14 protein-coding genes and 1 CRISPR repeat array (1 of these 15 only partly in view) are annotated in these 16,486 nt (G+C 44.5%); of the genes, 9 read left to right on the forward strand and 5 right to left on the reverse strand.

What is annotated here, in order from left to right; all coding sequences use genetic code 11:
• Window positions 1-29: direct repeats of the CRISPR family, unit length 35 nt; it begins 1,201 nt to the left of the window's first position.
• Between the two features lie 616 nt (window positions 30-645).
• The 4 genes from ACO05V_RS03700 (at window position 646) to ACO05V_RS03715 (ending at window position 6,230) form a co-directional block, all read left to right on the forward strand.
• A complete protein-coding gene (locus ACO05V_RS03700) occupies window positions 646-1,548 on the forward strand; it encodes an EamA family transporter (RefSeq protein WP_421847628.1) in 903 nt (300 codons plus the stop codon).
• Window positions 1,549-1,551: 3 nt separating this feature from the next.
• On the forward strand, window positions 1,552-2,535 hold the full coding sequence (locus ACO05V_RS03705; protein ID WP_421847630.1) for a GlxA family transcriptional regulator: 984 nt from the start codon (window positions 1,552-1,554) through the stop codon (window positions 2,533-2,535).
• A 142-nt stretch (window positions 2,536-2,677) separates the two neighbouring features.
• On the forward strand, window positions 2,678-3,892 hold the full coding sequence (locus tag ACO05V_RS03710; RefSeq protein WP_421847632.1) for an MFS transporter: 1,215 nt from the start codon (window positions 2,678-2,680) through the stop codon (window positions 3,890-3,892).
• Window positions 3,893-4,079: 187 nt separating this feature from the next.
• Complete coding sequence (locus ACO05V_RS03715; RefSeq protein WP_421847634.1) at window positions 4,080-6,230, forward strand: FAD-dependent oxidoreductase; 2,151 nt, start codon at window positions 4,080-4,082, stop codon at window positions 6,228-6,230.
• On the opposite strand, the gene ACO05V_RS03720 is transcribed toward ACO05V_RS03715, so the two are convergent.
• Complete coding sequence (locus tag ACO05V_RS03720) at window positions 6,227-7,141, reverse strand: LysR family transcriptional regulator (protein WP_421847636.1); 915 nt, start codon at window positions 7,139-7,141, stop codon at window positions 6,227-6,229. The genes ACO05V_RS03715 and ACO05V_RS03720 overlap by 4 nt on opposite strands.
• A 172-nt stretch (window positions 7,142-7,313) precedes the next feature.
• Between ACO05V_RS03720 and ACO05V_RS03725 the strand changes: the two genes are divergently transcribed.
• Entirely contained in the window at window positions 7,314-8,036 is a 723-nt protein-coding gene (locus ACO05V_RS03725) for a sulfite exporter TauE/SafE family protein (protein WP_421847638.1), read from the forward strand.
• A 5-nt stretch (window positions 8,037-8,041) separates the two neighbouring features.
• Here ACO05V_RS03725 and ACO05V_RS03730 read toward each other — a convergent pair whose 3' ends face one another.
• From ACO05V_RS03730 to ACO05V_RS03745, 4 genes are all read right to left on the reverse strand, one after another.
• Window positions 8,042-8,893 carry an ABC transporter permease gene (locus ACO05V_RS03730; protein ID WP_421847640.1) on the reverse strand — a complete coding sequence of 284 codons (852 nt, stop codon included), beginning with the start codon at window positions 8,891-8,893 and terminating at the stop codon, window positions 8,042-8,044.
• Window positions 8,893-9,741, reverse strand: coding sequence for an ABC transporter permease (locus tag ACO05V_RS03735; protein ID WP_421847642.1), 849 nt, complete (start codon window positions 9,739-9,741; stop codon window positions 8,893-8,895). The genes ACO05V_RS03730 and ACO05V_RS03735 overlap by 1 nt, the downstream gene beginning before the upstream one ends.
• Before the next feature lie 112 nt (window positions 9,742-9,853).
• Entirely contained in the window at window positions 9,854-11,002 is a 1,149-nt protein-coding gene (locus ACO05V_RS03740) for an extracellular solute-binding protein (protein ID WP_421847644.1), read from the reverse strand.
• A gap of 16 nt (window positions 11,003-11,018) precedes the next feature.
• Entirely contained in the window at window positions 11,019-12,089 is a 1,071-nt protein-coding gene (locus ACO05V_RS03745) for an ABC transporter ATP-binding protein (RefSeq protein ID WP_421847646.1), read from the reverse strand.
• Window positions 12,090-12,286: 197 nt separating this feature from the next.
• Between ACO05V_RS03745 and ACO05V_RS03750 the strand changes: the two genes are divergently transcribed.
• The 4 genes from ACO05V_RS03750 (at window position 12,287) to ACO05V_RS03765 (ending at window position 16,477) form a co-directional block, all read left to right on the forward strand.
• Window positions 12,287-13,084 (forward strand): MBL fold metallo-hydrolase, encoded by a 798-nt coding sequence (locus tag ACO05V_RS03750; RefSeq protein ID WP_421847648.1) that lies wholly within the window; start codon window positions 12,287-12,289, stop codon window positions 13,082-13,084.
• Complete coding sequence (locus ACO05V_RS03755) at window positions 13,081-14,130, forward strand: LacI family DNA-binding transcriptional regulator (RefSeq protein ID WP_421847650.1); 1,050 nt, start codon at window positions 13,081-13,083, stop codon at window positions 14,128-14,130. Before ACO05V_RS03750 ends, ACO05V_RS03755 begins: the two co-directional genes overlap by 4 nt.
• Window position 14,131: 1 nt before the next feature.
• A complete protein-coding gene (locus ACO05V_RS03760) occupies window positions 14,132-14,905 on the forward strand; it encodes an inositol monophosphatase family protein (RefSeq protein ID WP_421847652.1) in 774 nt (257 codons plus the stop codon).
• Window positions 14,906-15,064: 159 nt separating this feature from the next.
• Window positions 15,065-16,477, forward strand: coding sequence for a bifunctional diguanylate cyclase/phosphodiesterase (locus ACO05V_RS03765; RefSeq protein WP_421847654.1), 1,413 nt, complete (start codon window positions 15,065-15,067; stop codon window positions 16,475-16,477).
• The last annotated feature ends 9 nt before the right edge of the window (window positions 16,478-16,486 follow it).

Raw genomic sequence — 16,486 nt, forward strand, 5'->3', positions numbered from 1 at the left:
ACGGCCTAAGCGGCCAGTAACTCTGAGGGTAACTATTTACCGTTAACGCTGTACTAATAGACAAGGTCTCAACGGCCAGTAACTCTGAGGGCGCCAAAGCTGCACAGGAGTGGTGTGATGAGGATAAGTCTCAACGGCCTAAGCGGCCAGTAACTCTGAGGGAGTACCCTCTTTTTTCTCAACGATTTCAAACAGTTAAAAGCCCGTTTCCCCCGCCCTCAAGTTATTCACAAGAGAGTCGTTTAAAAATAGCGAAAAAGACGCGATAAATCAAGCTAACTTATTGATTTTTAATCTATTCGCGCCCTATCGATTCAAAACACCAGTGGGGTGAAAGCTAAGGTTTGTTGTTAAAGAGCATTTTTAGGTTATCCACAATTAGACGGTTTTTATAATACAAGGGCGCTATGAAGGTGCCTATTTAATCTTGTCATAGGTTGTCTTTATACATATTCCGAATATTATTCGAAAAGCCTAAATAATCAATATTTCAAATTGAAAATAGTCCATAGCAGATGATGTACTTCAATTAGCTAAGAATATGTAGAATTAATTTCATGTCCTTTTTGACCCTATGGTCTGTCCTCGTTTCGCTCAAATCGCCATTTTATAATGCTTCTATCAAATTTAATGGTGGAACGTATTATGACGTTTAAAGACAGTCTCTTGGCTCTGGTGATTATCCTCGCTTGGGGGTTAAACTTTGTGGTGATTTCTTTTGGCCTTGGTGAAGTGCCGCCATTGTTGTTGGGTGGGTTGCGTTTCTTAGCAGTGGCGGCGATTGGTTGTCTGTTGGTTAAACGGCCAAATATTCCACTCAGATGGTGGTGTATTTATGCGCTACCAATGGGATTTATGCAGTTCGCCTTTTTGTTTATGGCGATGGCAAATGGTATGCCTGCGGGACTGGCGTCTTTGGTATTGCAGTCTCAGGCGTTGTTTACCATGGTGTTTGCTTTGCTATTTTTGAAAGAAGGTGTGAAGTTTCATCAAGTGCTGGCGATTGTTTTGGCGGGCGGTGGTTTGCTTATGATTGCGGTCGTGTCTGGCGTGGGCGATATGACGTTGTTTGGCTTTATCCTGACTTTGTTCGCCGCAGCGAGTTGGGCAATGGGCAATATTAGTGCTCGTACAATGAGTCAGAAAGGTTACTCGGTAAATGTGAATTTGGTTATTTGGAGTGCTTGGGTGCCGCCATTGCCTTTCTTTGTGTCCTCTTGGTTGATGGAAGGGCCTGAGTTGATGCAATCGGCTCTACTTAGTATGAGTTGGGTTTCTATCGGTGCTTTGGTTTATCTTGCTTTAGTGGCGACCATTTTAGGTTATTCTTTGTGGGGATATTTGATGGGCCGTTATCCAGCGAGTCAGGTTGCGCCGTTGACCTTGGGGGTTCCTGTTGTGGGTTTGACCTTTGCGGCGATAATATTGGATGAAAGCTTGTTGCCATTACAATGGATCGGTGTGTGTTTTGTATTGCTCGGTTTGTTGGTTAATACCTTTGGTGCTCGGCTTTTCTCTCAGTTAAAAATAATCTTCAAAGAGGCATAAAGAGTGTCCGCGATAGCTAAGATTCAGGTGTATTTTCTCATGCTGCCAAACAGTGTTTTGCTGGATACGATAGGCCCAGCGGAGGCTTTCCAATATAGTAATCGGTTTGCAGTAGGAGCTGAATGTGAGAGGTTGAAAAAATTCGAGCTGCATTTTATTGGCCCTGAAGCAAAGGTTGAAAACACCTTGGGTTTGAATATTCAAGTCGAGCCTTTACCTGATGTTATAGCGGCTAACAGCTGGGTTGTTAGTACTGGATTGGCGGGTGATAGAATTGATTTAGAAACGCCTGCTATGGAAGCCGCTATCAATTGGTTGGGTCAAAGTGCGAACTGTATTGGCCGCTATATTAGTATTTGTGCAGGGACTTTGTTATTTGCCAAAGCTGGGCTTTTAGCAGGTCGCGCCTGTACCACCCATCATATGCATCTCGACGAACTACAAGAAACAGAGCCTAGTGCTAAGGTGCTTTCCAATCGATTGTTTGCCGTAGATGGTGATTTTTATAGCAGTGCTGGTGTGACGGCCGGTATTGATTTGGCTCTGTATCTTATACAGCAGGAATTTGGCGCAAATTGTGCGAGTCAGGTGGCGCGTCATATGGTGCTTTTTTCTCGCCGTGGTCCCAATGATCCTAGTCAATCTCCGTGGTTAGAAAACCGCAATCACTTTCATCAAAGCGTACACCGTGTGCAAGATGTGATTCAGGTAAATCCTGCACACAATTGGTCATTAGAAAGCTTAGCTGAGGTCGCCCAATGCAGTCCGCGTCATCTCGTGCGTCTGTTTAAAGAAAGCGCTGGTGTAACGACACGAGAGTACATCCATAAATTGCGACTCGCTTTAGCCATGCAATTTTTGCAAAGCACCTCTATGCCAATAGAAGAGGTCGCGGAGCGTTGTGGCTTCGATGACCCAAGGCAGTTTCGTCGACTTTGGGCCAGACAACACTCATTCCCTCCTTCTCATTATCGAGCGAAGCACTAAGCTTTTTTCTTTATCTATTAGAAATACCTGCCCATCTTTGGTGCTTTTTGCTTTAGAATAGCGTGCATAATTTGTCCGTAAGGTCAGTTTTCTTTTTCTTAATGTACGGACAGTTTCATGCAGACTGTTAAAAGGAATATTAATGTCCAGCTCTACCTCTACTGTTAATGTCTCAGTCCCTGAGCCGAAGACCCAATGGTTGGAAGTTATCTTGCTTTGGGTTGCTGGTATTTCTGCGGCGATGCAGTTCGCGAAGTTCTCAGTGTCTTTTGACGGTTTGCTAGATCATTATCAAATGGGAGCGACGTCAACGGGTGCAGCACTTTCTGCGGTTGGTATTGCTGGTTTGGTGTTCGGTGTGTCGGCGGGCATGATCGCCAGTCGCGTTGGTTATTTGAAGGTGTTGGTCGGCGCTTTGCTATTGGGTGGTGGTTTATCTTTGATTCAATCCACTCTGCCGCCTTTTAATCTGTTGTTCATAACACGCATGTTGGAAGGTTTCTCTCAGTTAGGCGTGGTGGTGGCTGCGCCAACCTTGATTGCAAAATTAAGCGCGCCGCAGCATAAGTCTTTGACCATGGGCATTTGGGGCACCTTTTTCGGTGTCGCGTTTGCGGTATGCGGTTGGGCTGGTAAGAGCATTTTAGATCAATATGGTTTGCAGGCGTTGTTTTTAAGCCATGGAGCTTTAATCACGACAATCGGTGTGGTGTTGTTCTTCAAACTAAGAAAGAATCCAGTACTGGACTTGGTTCCAGTGACGGAAATGCAAGATGGCTTCTTTAAGCAGATGATAAAGATTTATCGTAATCCGCGTGCGCTGTTACCAAGCTGTGTGTTTTTGTTTTACACCTGTACTTTAGTTTCTGTGTTGACCTATGTTCCTGGGTTGATTAACGATTCGTCATTGCAGAAGTGGATGTTGGTTGTGTTGCCTTTAATTAGTACCAGCGGCACTTTTTTGGCTGGCGCCATTGCGCAATATCTGATGCGGCCGCAGCGTGTTGCCTTGATGGCGTATTTTGGCGTGGCTACGAGTGTGGTTGTGTTGTCATTAATCAGTGGCTCGGCCGAACTCTTCTGTGTTGTGGTTGGTGTTATGGTGCTGTTTCTTGGCATGGTGCCGGGTTCTGCATTGGCGATGATTCCAACGCTTGCTCGTAATCCAAGTGAGCAAGCGCAAGGTTACGGTTTGCTTGCCCAGTTTGGTAATCTTGGTGCGACCGTTGGACCTCCGACTTTTGCCACAGCAATCGCGGTTTATGGTCTTTCTGGCTTAGTTGTGTTGGTGTTGTGCGTTTGCTGTTTTGGTGTGTTGTTTAGCCTTTGGGCTGGGCGAATTAAAACCGTTTTATAATCTATAACTCTTTTCTTCTTGCAGCGTTTGCTCGGCCAGACGTTGCGTCTCTTTTTTCTATTCTGTGTATTATAAAAAACAATCCATGTTGCTGTAATAATTCCAGCCTGTATTGTGTCTAACTACCATTAACGAAATGTTTGATTGTATTTTTCCTGAGTCGCAAGGCTCTTTCGGAGTTTGACGAATGAAAAAAATTGGATTGCTGGTATTGATTGCCGCATTGGCTGTGGGCTTTTTCTATTTTGATTTGCACCAGCTATTAACGCTAGATGGTCTGAAGTCTGGCCTTACGCAGTTTGATGCTTGGCGTGATGAAAGTCCGTTATTGGTTGGCGGTGCGTTTTTGCTGTTGTACGTTGTCGTTACCGCTTTGTCTTTGCCCGGTGCGGCGATCATGACTTTGGCGGCTGGTGCTTTGTTTGGTTTGGCTTGGGGCACGCTGATGGTGTCTTTTGCCAGTTCCATTGGTGCAACACTGGCGTTTCTGGTTTCTCGTTATCTACTTCAAGACACGGTACAAAAACGTTTCGGCGACCGTTTAAAAGCCTTTAACGAAGGCATTGGCAGAGACGGCGCCTTTTATTTATTCACCCTTCGTCTTGTGCCTATCTTCCCTTTTTTCTTGATTAACTTGCTGATGGGTTTGACGACCATCCGTGCTTTTACTTTTTACTGGGTCAGCCAAGTGGGTATGTTCGCGGGCACCTTGGTGTACGTTAACGCAGGGACTCAATTGGGGCAGCTAGAAAGTTTGTCGGGTATTTTATCGCCTTCGCTCTTATTGTCTTTTGTTTTGTTGGGCGTGTTTCCTCTTATCGCGAAGAAGATCGTCGACGTGGTCAAAGCGCGTCGTGTTTATGCTGAATTTACCAAGCCTAAATCCTTCGATCGGAACTTGATTGTTATTGGTGCAGGTGCTGGTGGCTTAGTAAGTGCTTACATAGCAGCCACAGTGAAAGCGAAAGTTACCTTGATTGAAGCTAACAAAATGGGTGGTGATTGCTTAAATTACGGCTGTATTCCGAGCAAGGCATTGATCAAAAGTGCGAAAGTCGCTCATCAAATGCGTCATGCTGAAAACTATGGTTTGCACAGTAGCGAGCCGACGTTTTCGTTCAAAAAAGTCATGCAACGTATTCACGATGTGATCGCAAAAATCGAACCTCACGACAGCGTTGAGCGTTACAGCAAAATGGGTGTCGATGTGGTGCAGGGTTACGCCAAGTTGATTGACCCTTGGACGGTAGAAATTCAACGACATGACGGCGACACGCAACGTTTGACGGCGCGCAGTATTGTGTTGGCAACCGGCGCTCGCCCTTTTGTGCCGAATCTGCCAGGTTTAGACGAGGTGGGTTATTACACCAGCGATACTATGTGGGAAGCCTTTGCTAAATTCGATGAGCCACCGAAGCGTCTTGTTGTGTTAGGCGGCGGCCCGATTGGTTGTGAATTGGCGCAGAGTTTTGCGCGTTTGGGCTCGACGGTGACGCAAGTGGAGCGCTCGGCTCGGATTATGGGCAGAGAAGACGAAGAAGTTTCTGCTCTGGCACAAGAAAGCCTAATCCAAGATGGGGTGATTATGCTGACCTCCCATAGCGCCGTGCGCTGTGAGAAGGAAGGTGAGGTGAAGCGCTTGATTGTTGAGCACGAAGGCCAAGAGTCGGTGGTGGAGTTTGACGCACTGATTTGTGCCGTCGGCCGCGAAGCGCGTCTGGAAGGTTATGGTCTAGAAAATCTGGGAATTGAACCCAAAGGCACCATTGTCACCAATGATTATTTGGAAACTCTTTACCCCAATATTTTTGCCGCGGGCGATGTGGCGGGCCCTTATCAGTTTACTCATGTTGCCGCTCACCAAGCTTGGTATGCCGCGGTAAATGCCTTGTTCGGATCACTGAAAAAATTCCGTGTCGATTATCGAGTGATTCCTTGGACGACGTTTGTTGATCCTGAAGTGGCGCGAGTGGGTTTGAGTGAGCAAGACGCGAAAGACCAAGGCATTGCCTATGAAATGGTGCGTTATGAGCTGGATGATCTGGATCGTGCCATCGCAGACAGTGCCGCAAAAGGTTTTGTCAAAGTACTGACTGTGCCGGGCAAGGATAAGATTCTAGGCGTGACTATTGTTGGCGAGCACGCTGGAGATTTGTTGGCCGAATTTGTGTTGGCGATGAAGCATGGTCTTGGTTTGAATAAAGTGCTCGGCACCATTCATACTTATCCAACATGGGCGGAAGCCAATAAATACGCCGCAGGGGAGTGGAAACGTGCCCACGCGCCACAGCGTATTTTGAATGGGCTGGAAAAATACCATACGTGGCGTCGAGGTTAATTCGATGAAAATGTTCCGGTAAGAGGAGAGATATTCTTCATCATCTCCCAAAAAAGATTCGCCTGATAACTCTGGGTTTGATGACGCAATCGAATCATAAAAATAGGCAGCTGATTCAGTGAGGTAAAGTTTTCCACTTCTATTGGCACCAGCTGATTATTATCTAACTCTGCCTGAATATAATGCTTTGGCATTCTCGCCCAACCAAGACCATGTATTAGCATGTTTTTTTTCACTTGAAAGTCATTCACATACCAACGCTTGCCCGTCGGTAGGACGTATTGATGTCCGTTCTCTGATGCGTTGGCGGCGGTATTCGTCACTAAGATTTGTGGGATTGAATACAATGACTGCTGCTTTATTTTTGTGTCGTTTGCATTGAGTGTGGCGAGTAATTCTGGACTGATCACCGCAATCATGGTGATTTTGTTTAGTTCAATAAAGGCATGTCGGTCGTCTAGGCCGTATCTTGGCGAAATGGCTATCTCACACTTATTTTTTGTGAGTTTTTCTTGAGTGCCATGAAGGTGATCCGTCGTGATGTCTAAGGGAATTTCAGGATATTGCTGTTGAAAGGCTTTGATGCGTGACATGCAGTTATCGTCTAGTGCCATTTGACTTAGACTGATGTGCAAGGGCGCTTCTGTGCCTTGAGCGAGATCGTGCCCCAGGTTTTCTAGCTGTAACACCTGAGACATCAGTTTTTTGCTTTGTTGGAAAAAAGCATGACCTTCGGCCGTTAAGGTTGGGCGATAGCTGTTTCGGTCAAAGAGCAAAATTCCGTATTGTTCCTCTAAGGCTTTGACGGCCGCACTGATGCCCGGTTGGGTCTTGTGAATAGAATCCGCCGCAGAGCGAAAACTCCCCGTTTCGACCACAGCAATAAAGGCTCTTAGCTGATCCAGTTTCATAATATCCACCACATGATTACTAAATCTGTTCATTTTAATAATAAAACGAGATTATTTATTGTTCATTATATGCCTTATTATGACAAATATTAAACAGAGACCTGCATATGACTACTGCGTTAATGGCAAAGTGCAAACGTCTCTGGCGGTATTTTTAGTGAGGAGGAATAAAGTGGATTCAACGATTGTTGTGTTGTTCTTGGCGGGTTTAATTACCGGTTTTTCTAAATTCTCTGTCGGCGGTATGGGCTTATTGGTCTTGCCAATTTTAATGATTGCCTACCCAGGGCCAGAAGCATTAGCGGTGCTGTTACCGCTTTATATCATTACCGATATCATGGCGGTGTGCAGTTATAAGTCGAAAATTGCGTGGTCGGTGTTAGCGCGCTTTTTGCCATTGTCTTTTTTAGGCATCATCGTAGCCAGTCAATTTCTCGCGAACATTGATGGCGATCAGTTTGTGACATTTTTGGGCTTTATGATTTTATCGATGATTGCGCTGGGCTTATATATGGATTTTCGTCCTACCTCTTTTATGCAAAAGCCATGGGCCGCTTATTCAATGGGTTTTTTGGGTGGCATAGTGACTATGATGGCCAACGCTGCGGGGCCTATTTTTAGTCTGTTTTTACTAGAGCAAAAACTCGATAAAAAAACCTATGTCAGCACCAGAGCATGGGCGTTCTTTATCATTAATGTGGTGAAGTTACCCTTTTACATCAGCCTTGGATTACTGTCTGTTGAAAGCACACAAGCCAGCTTATACGGCATTCCTGGGCTGATGGTCGGCTCCTTTATTGGTTATCACTTTTTGAAAAAAGTGAACCCTATTCAATTTAAATGGCTGGTTCGTATTATGTCGAGCATTGCCGCCGTGAAGTTGTTTCTTTTTTAGCGGCTTTATTTCCCCAGCTTAGATAGCATTTCTGGTCGCATAAATTTATTAATGATGACCATGAATAAGATGGAAGGCACGAGCAGAATCAAGGCGGTGATTGAAGCAATCTGATAGTTGCCCTCCATACTGGCAGTATAAAGTAAAAGAGGTAATGTACTGATGTTCGGCGAACCTACGAAGAAAGTGCCAGTAAATTCGTCTAACGACTCTAAAAAGACAAAAATGCAGCTGGCAATTAACCCCGGCGCAGCTTGTGGCAACACAATATGGAAAAAGGTATAAAAAGGCCCAGCGCCTAGATTTCGAGAAGCTCGCTCTAGCATAGGATCCGTCGAGGAAAATGCCGCCACACTGATCCAAATTGAAAACATTAAACCATGAACGCTGTGGACTAAGATTACGCCTAACAAGGTACCGTTTAAGCCGACGTCATAAAACAGCCGAGCGATGTTCATGTACACGGTTAGATTTGGAAACGCCTGAGGAATTAAAAACAGTAACATCCAAAAAACACGCCACGGCATACTGCGTTTTGACAAGGCATAACCCGCAGGTACTGAGACAATTAAACAAACCACAACGGTTAACACCGCAATCAACAAGCTGGTGAGTAACGATCCTGACACATCACTATAAGGATTAAACACTTGCTGCCAATATTTAAAACCCCATTGGCTTGGCAGGGCATGAGGAAAATACCAGCTTTCTGTCACGGTCCAAATCAGTAGGTTCATGATTGGACCGAATATCGCCAACGCGAGCAACAATATAAAAACACATTGCAGCCAGAAACTTATACGCAAAGAACGAATGTTTAATGTCTTTAGTAAGTTGCTCTTTAGTGAATAAATCATCAGTTCGCCCCTTTTTCTTTTAGATTTTGGCGAAGATAAAACCAAGCCAGTCCAGCGCAAATACAGTACGACACTAAACCTAGCGCGTTCGCGACGTGATAATCGCCATAAGAATTAATACGAAATGCCATGTCCGCAGTCATCATGGTTGGTGAACCTGTTCCTATCATTAGCGGAACAGATAATACCGACATCATGGTGACAATGGATAAAACCATAGCGACACCTAGCGTCGGTATGATTTGCGGCAAGATGATTTGAAATAGAATACGAAAGCGTGACGCGCCTAAATTACGGGCTGCACGGATTTGAGAATCGTCTAAGGCGGCCATCGCGCCGGATATTAATAAGGTTGAAAAAGCTAATTGCTTCCAGACGAACGTAATAATGATGCCGCTCCAACCAAGGAAAGACACGGTATCCATTGGAGTTAACAAGCCAGAAGCGACAAAGGCATTGTTCATTAAGCCATTTTTTGCCAAAAAGGTACGCATCATTTGCGCGGTGACAATAAAGGGAATGAATAAGGGTAAGCGATAAAGAAAGCCCAACGTTTTAGTCAAAGAACGAAAAGGCGATAAGGTAATGAGAGCGGCGATGCTGATGGATAATACCGTTAAGATGGCGACCGAGATCAACACAATGATGATAGTGAAGAGGATGTCATTTGAGTAAAGCTCGAAGGCTTTGTTCAAATGAGTAAGCGTAAATCCGCCGTCGTCTAATGTAATGGCCGAATAGAGCGAAAAGCACAAAGGGTATAAGAAAAAGATACCGACCATGAGCGCTGCTGGGGCGATTAGCCAAAGATGATTCTTTAATAGATTGCGTGATGTCGTTTGACGCATGTTTATTTCCAGTAACCAACACAAGAATAAATAGCCCTGAGCAGTTTTCTATGTATTCGTGCTCAGGGCTTATGTTGAGCGGATTCTTCGCTCATAGATCTAGTTCACTGATCTAGTTAGAAACGTTACGCTCGTAACCTTCTTTGATGTCATCAAAGTACGGCCCAATCGGGAAGCTCTTACCATATTTTGATAAATCGCTTGGTGTGATTTCCGCGAACAACTTCTCCCATGTCGCCTTATCAAGTTTGGCTTTTACATAGTTAGCGTCGATTCCTGGATACCAGTTGAATTGCTTCACAATACCGTCGGCTTGAACTTCTGGGCTAGTCGCCAATTCAATGAATTCTCGTGCCAGTTGTGGGTGCTCGGCTTTGGTTGGTGTCACGTAATACATTGGCTGTCCTGGCATACCTGGCGCAATCAAAGAAAGTTTTAGTGACGGTGGAATCTTGCCTTGCTCTTTCCAGCTGTAGAACATGTCCACCCAAACTGGTCCCATGAAGATTTCGCCACGGTTTAGCATGTCTAATGTGCCAGCGTTACCAGGTGTGAAGGTGATGTTTTTGTTGAACTCTTTAAGTTCGGCAAAAGCCTTGTCCCAAGAAGACTCAACGCTTTTGTCGTATGGCATAGAAGACAATTTGTTGGCCTCTGTGCCATAAGCGTAAATCCAGCCGGTCACGAAGCTCACCCCAGACATGCCATTTTTAATGCCGTTGTAACCAAAAGATTTAGGATGTTGTTGCGTCCATTTAACCAATTCGTCGTAGGACTTTGGTGGGTTTTCAACAAAGTCACTGTTGTAAGCAATAGCGGTTTGGCTATGGAACATTGGCATAACGTAACCGTTGACATCGATACCTAGAGCGTTTGTCGCGCTGTCTCGGGAAACCATTTTGCCTGTATTGATATCGCTGCGGTATTTTGAAAGCAGGCCATTTTTGACCAGTTCACCGCCAATTTGTTGATGCACAACAGCTACATCAATGTCCCATTTAGCAAGACCACTGTCATTTTGTGCAGATAGTTTTTCCATAATTTTGTGTGAGCCTGCATCACCAGGACCTGTTCCGACAACATTTACCTTAACACCTGGGTGTGTTGCCTCAAATTTTGGGGCAAGGTAAGTTTTCACGTAATCCACCATGTTTTGACTGCCTGCAGAAGCCACATTTAGCGTGGTTTCTGCGTGCGCAAGAGCGGAAAATTGAGTGAGGCCGATAGCGGCAAGTACGGCGATGTTAGTTTTAGCAAACATGTTTCATCCTCATTGATTAAACAGAAACGAAATGGGTTGTTTGATGGTCTGAATGTTCTTCTTTTTTAGCGAAAACATGCAAAGCATCGATGGGAACTCGTAAGGTCACGGGAGTGTGCTCAGACAGATTCTGATCATGATCTGCCTGAATGGTGTGCTTCCCGCAGCGCACACTAATTTGGTAGTTATTGCCAAAGAAAACGCTCTGTTCCACTTTGCCATTGATGATTAAGCCAGTATTGAAATCATCGGTTTGGGAAGTAGCTTGTGTTGATAAAACAACACTTTCGCTACGAAAATACATATCTAGCTGAGCCGCATGGTTACTGAGGTTTAGACTGAAAGCGTCGTCATGGGTTGGCCACTGGATATGATTTTCTGCGCCCATAAAGTCGGCGACAAAAGGTGTGCTTGGGTGATGATAAATTTCTTCAGGTGTGCCGATTTGCTCTATCTTGCCTTGGTTCAATACGGCAATTCGATCCGCCATGACTAAAGCTTCCTCTTGATCATGAGTCACAATTAGCGAGGTGAAGCCGAGTTGCTTTTGCAGGGCTTTGATTTCATGGCGGACGCTTAATCTAACTTTTGCATCGAGATTGGACAGTGGTTCATCTAACACCAACACATCAGGTCGGATCGCCAAGGCGCGAGCCAATGCCACTCGTTGACGCTGTCCGCCTGAAAGGGCGGTGACTTTTTCATGCTCTAAGCCATCTAGCTTTACGATGCGTAATAGTTCGGCGACTCGGGCATCGATATCTGCTCGTTTGGCTTTTTGAACTTTTAGTCCGTAGCCGATATTTTGCGCGACGGTCATGTGAGGCCATAGCGCGTAGCTTTGAAAGACCATGGTGATATTGCGCTTTTCGGCTGGCAACTGTGAAACAGCACGATTACCAGCGAAAATTTCGCCATGACTAACAGGAACAAAACCGCATAGCGCATTAAGAAGGGTGGTTTTTCCACATCCGGATGGGCCAAGTAGTGCAATCATTTCGCCTTGCTCAACGGTTAAATTGATGTTGTCTAATATCAACTTTTTACCGTAGCCTGCCTGTAAGTTTTTTATGTGTAAGTGCGCCATACCTTCTCTTTACTCCAAACCGATAAAAGGTCGATAAAATGAGTGTCGGTAGGCTTTTTTAAGTTTTTTTCAACAAATGAACACGTGTTCAGTGTTTTGTAAAAAAAATGCAATCTCTAACCGACATTATGGTGGCCTACTTTGTCGGATCTTTATGACAATTTAATTAAGCTAAAAAGACATCTTGGTGAGACAGTATGAAAATTGACGTGATTGGCAGTGGCAGTGCGTTTTCAAAACGCAATAATACTTCCTCGATTAGAATTATAGATTGTCAGCAAAACCAATGGCTTATCGACTGTGGGCCGACGGTTCCACGAGCTATTTGGCAACGCAATATCGATGTGAATGATATACAGGTAATTTATTTTACTCACATTCATCCTGACCACAGTTCCGGGCTAGCTGCGTTGATTAATCAATGGAAAAGTTTTAAACGTACCGAACCTTTGACCATTTTTTGCCAAGCAGAACAGCGTCAACCTCTTCAAGCGCTGGTGGATCTGGCTGTGTGGCCAGAAACTCATGTATGTTTTGATATTCATTGGCAGGATATTACTGATGAATTCGAATGGAAGCATTGGCAAATTCGTACCGCGAATACCCAACACGAAATGTCGAACAAAGCGATTCGTATCACTGTTGGTGAAAAAACTTTGTTTTACAGTGGCGACGGCCGTCCTACCGCCGCCAGCCAAGCCTTGATGAAAGGGGCTGATGTCGCCTTTCAGGAATGTGCGTCTTTTTCCGCATTACCAGATGACTCATCTCATGGCGATTTACCAGATTGTGAGCGATTGCTGGTCGAGACAGAAGTAAAAGCATTAGGCATCTATCATTGTTTTGATGAAGCGATACCGAGCTTGCTTAATGCGCTGGTGGATATTCCTGCCATGTTTTTGAGTCGCGATGGTTTGCAGCTGGATTTAAGTAATTTCGATCTCAGACAAGAGGTTTTTAATTCGTTTTCGCTAGGGCAAGGAGACAAGTTGTGACTCATTCCCAACGCGGTCGCTCTGCGTCAGCCGAAGATGTAGCGAAACTCGCTGGTGTGCCCCGGGCGTCGGTGTCTCGCGTGTTTAGTGATCAAGGCAATGTTGCGCGTGAGACCCGTGAGAAAATATTGCGAGCGGCGAATGAATTGGGCTATCAAGTCAATTTTTTAGCTCAGGGCTTAAATCGCAAGCGCAGTCAGTTAATTGGTGTGGTTGTAGCACGCTTAAGTGATCCTTTTCGCAGCAGTTTGCTTGAGGGCTTGTTGAGTGAAATTCAGCGTAAAGGCTATCAAGCACTCGTTACAGAAGTGCGTGACGCGGACGAATTGGAAATGACCATTCGGCGCTTTACGCAGTTTCGTGTTTCGGGCGTGGTTGTAACGTCTGGCCAGCCTCCTGCTGATTTGGTCAAAGAATGCGTTCAGCACAATATTCCCGTGGTGGGCATTAATCGTCATATGGATATTCCTGATGTGGACTTTGTTTGTTCCGACAATAAAATGGCGGCCTCATTAGTTGCGGAACAGTTTATGCGTTGTGGTTGCTCGTCTATTGGTTGGTTGAATTATAAGGAATCCACTTGGTCTGGTATCAACCGTGGCGAGATGTTTCGTCAGGTTATGGCTGATAAAGGCGTATGTGATGAAAGTGATTTGGTTCAGATTACAGCTGAGATGGATGGTTACGAAGGCGGCAGGCAAGCGGCTCATCGGTTTTGTACGCAAGGAAAAAGAGTCGACGGTGTGTTTTGCGCTAACGCTCAACTCGCCTGCGGCTTTTTAGATGGTATGCGAGAAAATGGTTTCGATGCCCCAGCTGATTTTCACATTATTGGCTTTGATAATACGCCGCAAACCGCGCAATACAGTTACCGCCTTACGACCATTCATCAAGACGTTACAGAAACAGCAAAGCGTGTTTTATCTTGTTTAGAAGCCAGAGGGCAAGATCCACATATTGATCAGTGTATAGAAGAAATTCCGGTCAAGTTGGTGATTAGAAATACATCTCCAAACTTTGAGTCGACCATCATAAGGACAAAATAACATGCAAGATGAATATCAGGTTTTAGAATCCGCGATTAAACAAGCCGGAAAACGTGCTCAAACTATTCGTCAGTCGGGGTTGTTAGTAACGTCGAAAGGCCGGCAAGATTTTGTTTCACAAGCTGATATCGCGGTTGAAGATGAGTTAAAAAAAGTGATTCGCTCCTTATTTCCAGACGATGGTTTTTTAGGTGAAGAGAGTGGCTTGATTCCCGGAGCTAATTCAACAGCAAGTGGTGTCTGGGTGATCGATCCCATTGATGGCACCACAAACTATGTTCAAGGTATGGATTATTGGTGTGTTTCGGTCGCTTATGTAAAAAACAACGAGATCCAGGTGGGCTTTGTTTATGCGCCGGATAGAGATGAATTTTTCACTGCTAAGAAAGGCCAAGGCGCCTATTTGAATGGTGCTCAGTTAACTATTGATGATCCTGAACAAGGCCAGGCTATTATTGGTTTGGGACGTTCTAATCGTCGTCCGGTACAAGAATACTGCGATCTTATCTTGATGTTAGATTCACAGAATGTCGAATATCGACGTTTTGGTGCTGGCGCTCTTATGCTTGCGCATGTGTCATCTGGACTTGTTCATGGCTATTTCGAATCTCATCTTAATAGCTGGGATGCTTTGGCGGGCCTTCTGTTAATCGAAGAAGCTGGAGGTCGAGTAACGAATTTCCTTACTAATAATGGATTGTTAAGTGGTAACGCTGTTTGGGCTGCGAGCCCGCAGTTGTGGGAAGATTTGAACAAGTTTCTATTTTTGGAATAAAAAAATAGAACCCGCATTCGTTGTTTTATTTCGTACAAAAAACATACAAAAAGGTCTGGTTACAGGCTTGTTATATGTCAGATTGTTCCGTATTACTGGGTGGTAGGCAGCAAGCTCTGTTAAATGCTGCGTTTAAGCATGCTACTTCACGGATATTGTATGAAAGACTGCCAGAACGATGATGTTCGATTAGAGGATATTCTTAATACCACACCCATTGCTGTTAGTTGGTCGAGTTTGTCCTCTGGTCGTATAGAATATATCAATAAAGCATTTAGTGAGCTTTTTGGATTTTTTCTGGACGATATTCTTAATATCGAGAGCTGGTTCTTACGTGTTTCTCCTCAACCTGAATATTACCAAAACGTCATTGCCCCTTGGATTTATGAATATCGTGGTAATGCCTCTGCTCATGATTTAAACGCTACACTGTTCTGCAAAGATAACTCTGTTAGACACATCAGAATACGTTTTTCCACGATAGGAGATAAGCAGCTCTGGTATTTTAATGACATAACAGACCATTGGGTGGCTGAGGAAAGATTACGAGCCCGCAGTGACATGTTGGAAATGGTGGCAAAAAGTTCTGCGTTAAAAGATATTCTTAATGTGATTGTGAAGCAGGTCCAGCAAGAAAGTCCGCTCTCGTTATGCAGTGTGTTGTTGTTTGATCAAAACGAGCAACGTTTAAGGTTGGGAGCGGCTCCGAGTCTTCCAGATTTTTATAACCAAGCCATCGATGGAGTAAAAATAGGTTTAAATGTTGGATCTTGTGGGACAGCCGCGTATTTAGGGCAACGAATCATTGTTGAAGATATTACTACTCATCCGTACTGGAAGGATTATGCTCAACTTGCCCGTCAAGCTGATGTAGCAGCATGTTGGTCTGATCCTATCATGTCGTCCAAAGGCGATTTATTAGGTACTTTTGCAATCTATAAACGTTTACCTTCAATCCCTTCTGAAAAAGATTTTGAGCTGATTAATTTTGCCAGTAATTTGGCAAGTATTGCGATTGAGAGTTTTTGCGCGCAAGAAGAACTGGAAAAAAGAGCTTATTACGATCATTTAACTGGATTAGCGAACAGAGGGTACTTTTTTCAGCAGTGTGAAGCTCTTCTTAATGAGTCGATAGAAGAGAGTTTCCCGCTCGTTATTTTGATGATGGATGTGGATCATTTTAAGCGAGTTAATGATGAATATGGCCATAAAACTGGGGACCTAGTACTGCAAAAACTTGCAAAAAAGAGTCTGTCTATTCTTAGGAAAGGCGATCTTATTGCTCGAATTGGTGGTGAAGAATTTGCGATTTTGCTGCCGTTTACTGAAAAAAATGAGGCTTTACGAATCGCAGAGCGTTTAAGAAAAACCATTGAATTGAGTATGGTGTTGGGCCCAGACCACCAAGAAGTATTTTTTACCGTATCGTTAGGTGTGGCTTGTCGACAAGGTGGTGACTGTATTGTCGATGACATATTGAATAAAGCGGATACCGCTTTGTATCAAGCTAAAGCCGCTGGACGAAATTGTGTGTTCTTGGCGGTTACTCAAAGTTGCTCTTTGTTTTTATGAGTAGTTGTT

Source organism: Marinomonas sp., from assembly GCF_965225885.1.
Classification (GTDB): Bacteria; Pseudomonadota; Gammaproteobacteria; order Pseudomonadales; family Marinomonadaceae; genus Marinomonas.

What these genes read in the sequence shown, in the direction of transcription:
- ACO05V_RS03740 (WP_421847644.1), bottom strand. Translation starts at nt 11,002, where the DNA reads ATGTTTGCTAAAACTAACATCGCCGTACTTGCCGCTATCGGCCTCACT.
- ACO05V_RS03760 (WP_421847652.1), top strand. Translation starts at nt 14,132, where the DNA reads ATGCAAGATGAATATCAGGTTTTAGAATCCGCGATTAAACAAGCCGGA.
- ACO05V_RS03700 (WP_421847628.1), top strand. Translation starts at nt 646, where the DNA reads ATGACGTTTAAAGACAGTCTCTTGGCTCTGGTGATTATCCTCGCTTGG.
- ACO05V_RS03735 (WP_421847642.1), bottom strand. Translation starts at nt 9,741, where the DNA reads ATGCGTCAAACGACATCACGCAATCTATTAAAGAATCATCTTTGGCTA.
- ACO05V_RS03730 (WP_421847640.1), bottom strand. Translation starts at nt 8,893, where the DNA reads ATGATTTATTCACTAAAGAGCAACTTACTAAAGACATTAAACATTCGT.
- ACO05V_RS03720 (WP_421847636.1), bottom strand. Translation starts at nt 7,141, where the DNA reads ATGAAACTGGATCAGCTAAGAGCCTTTATTGCTGTGGTCGAAACGGGG.
- ACO05V_RS03745 (WP_421847646.1), bottom strand. Translation starts at nt 12,089, where the DNA reads ATGGCGCACTTACACATAAAAAACTTACAGGCAGGCTACGGTAAAAAG.
- ACO05V_RS03750 (WP_421847648.1), top strand. Translation starts at nt 12,287, where the DNA reads ATGAAAATTGACGTGATTGGCAGTGGCAGTGCGTTTTCAAAACGCAAT.
- ACO05V_RS03710 (WP_421847632.1), top strand. Translation starts at nt 2,678, where the DNA reads ATGTCCAGCTCTACCTCTACTGTTAATGTCTCAGTCCCTGAGCCGAAG.
- ACO05V_RS03715 (WP_421847634.1), top strand. Translation starts at nt 4,080, where the DNA reads ATGAAAAAAATTGGATTGCTGGTATTGATTGCCGCATTGGCTGTGGGC.
- ACO05V_RS03765 (WP_421847654.1), top strand. Translation starts at nt 15,065, where the DNA reads ATGAAAGACTGCCAGAACGATGATGTTCGATTAGAGGATATTCTTAAT.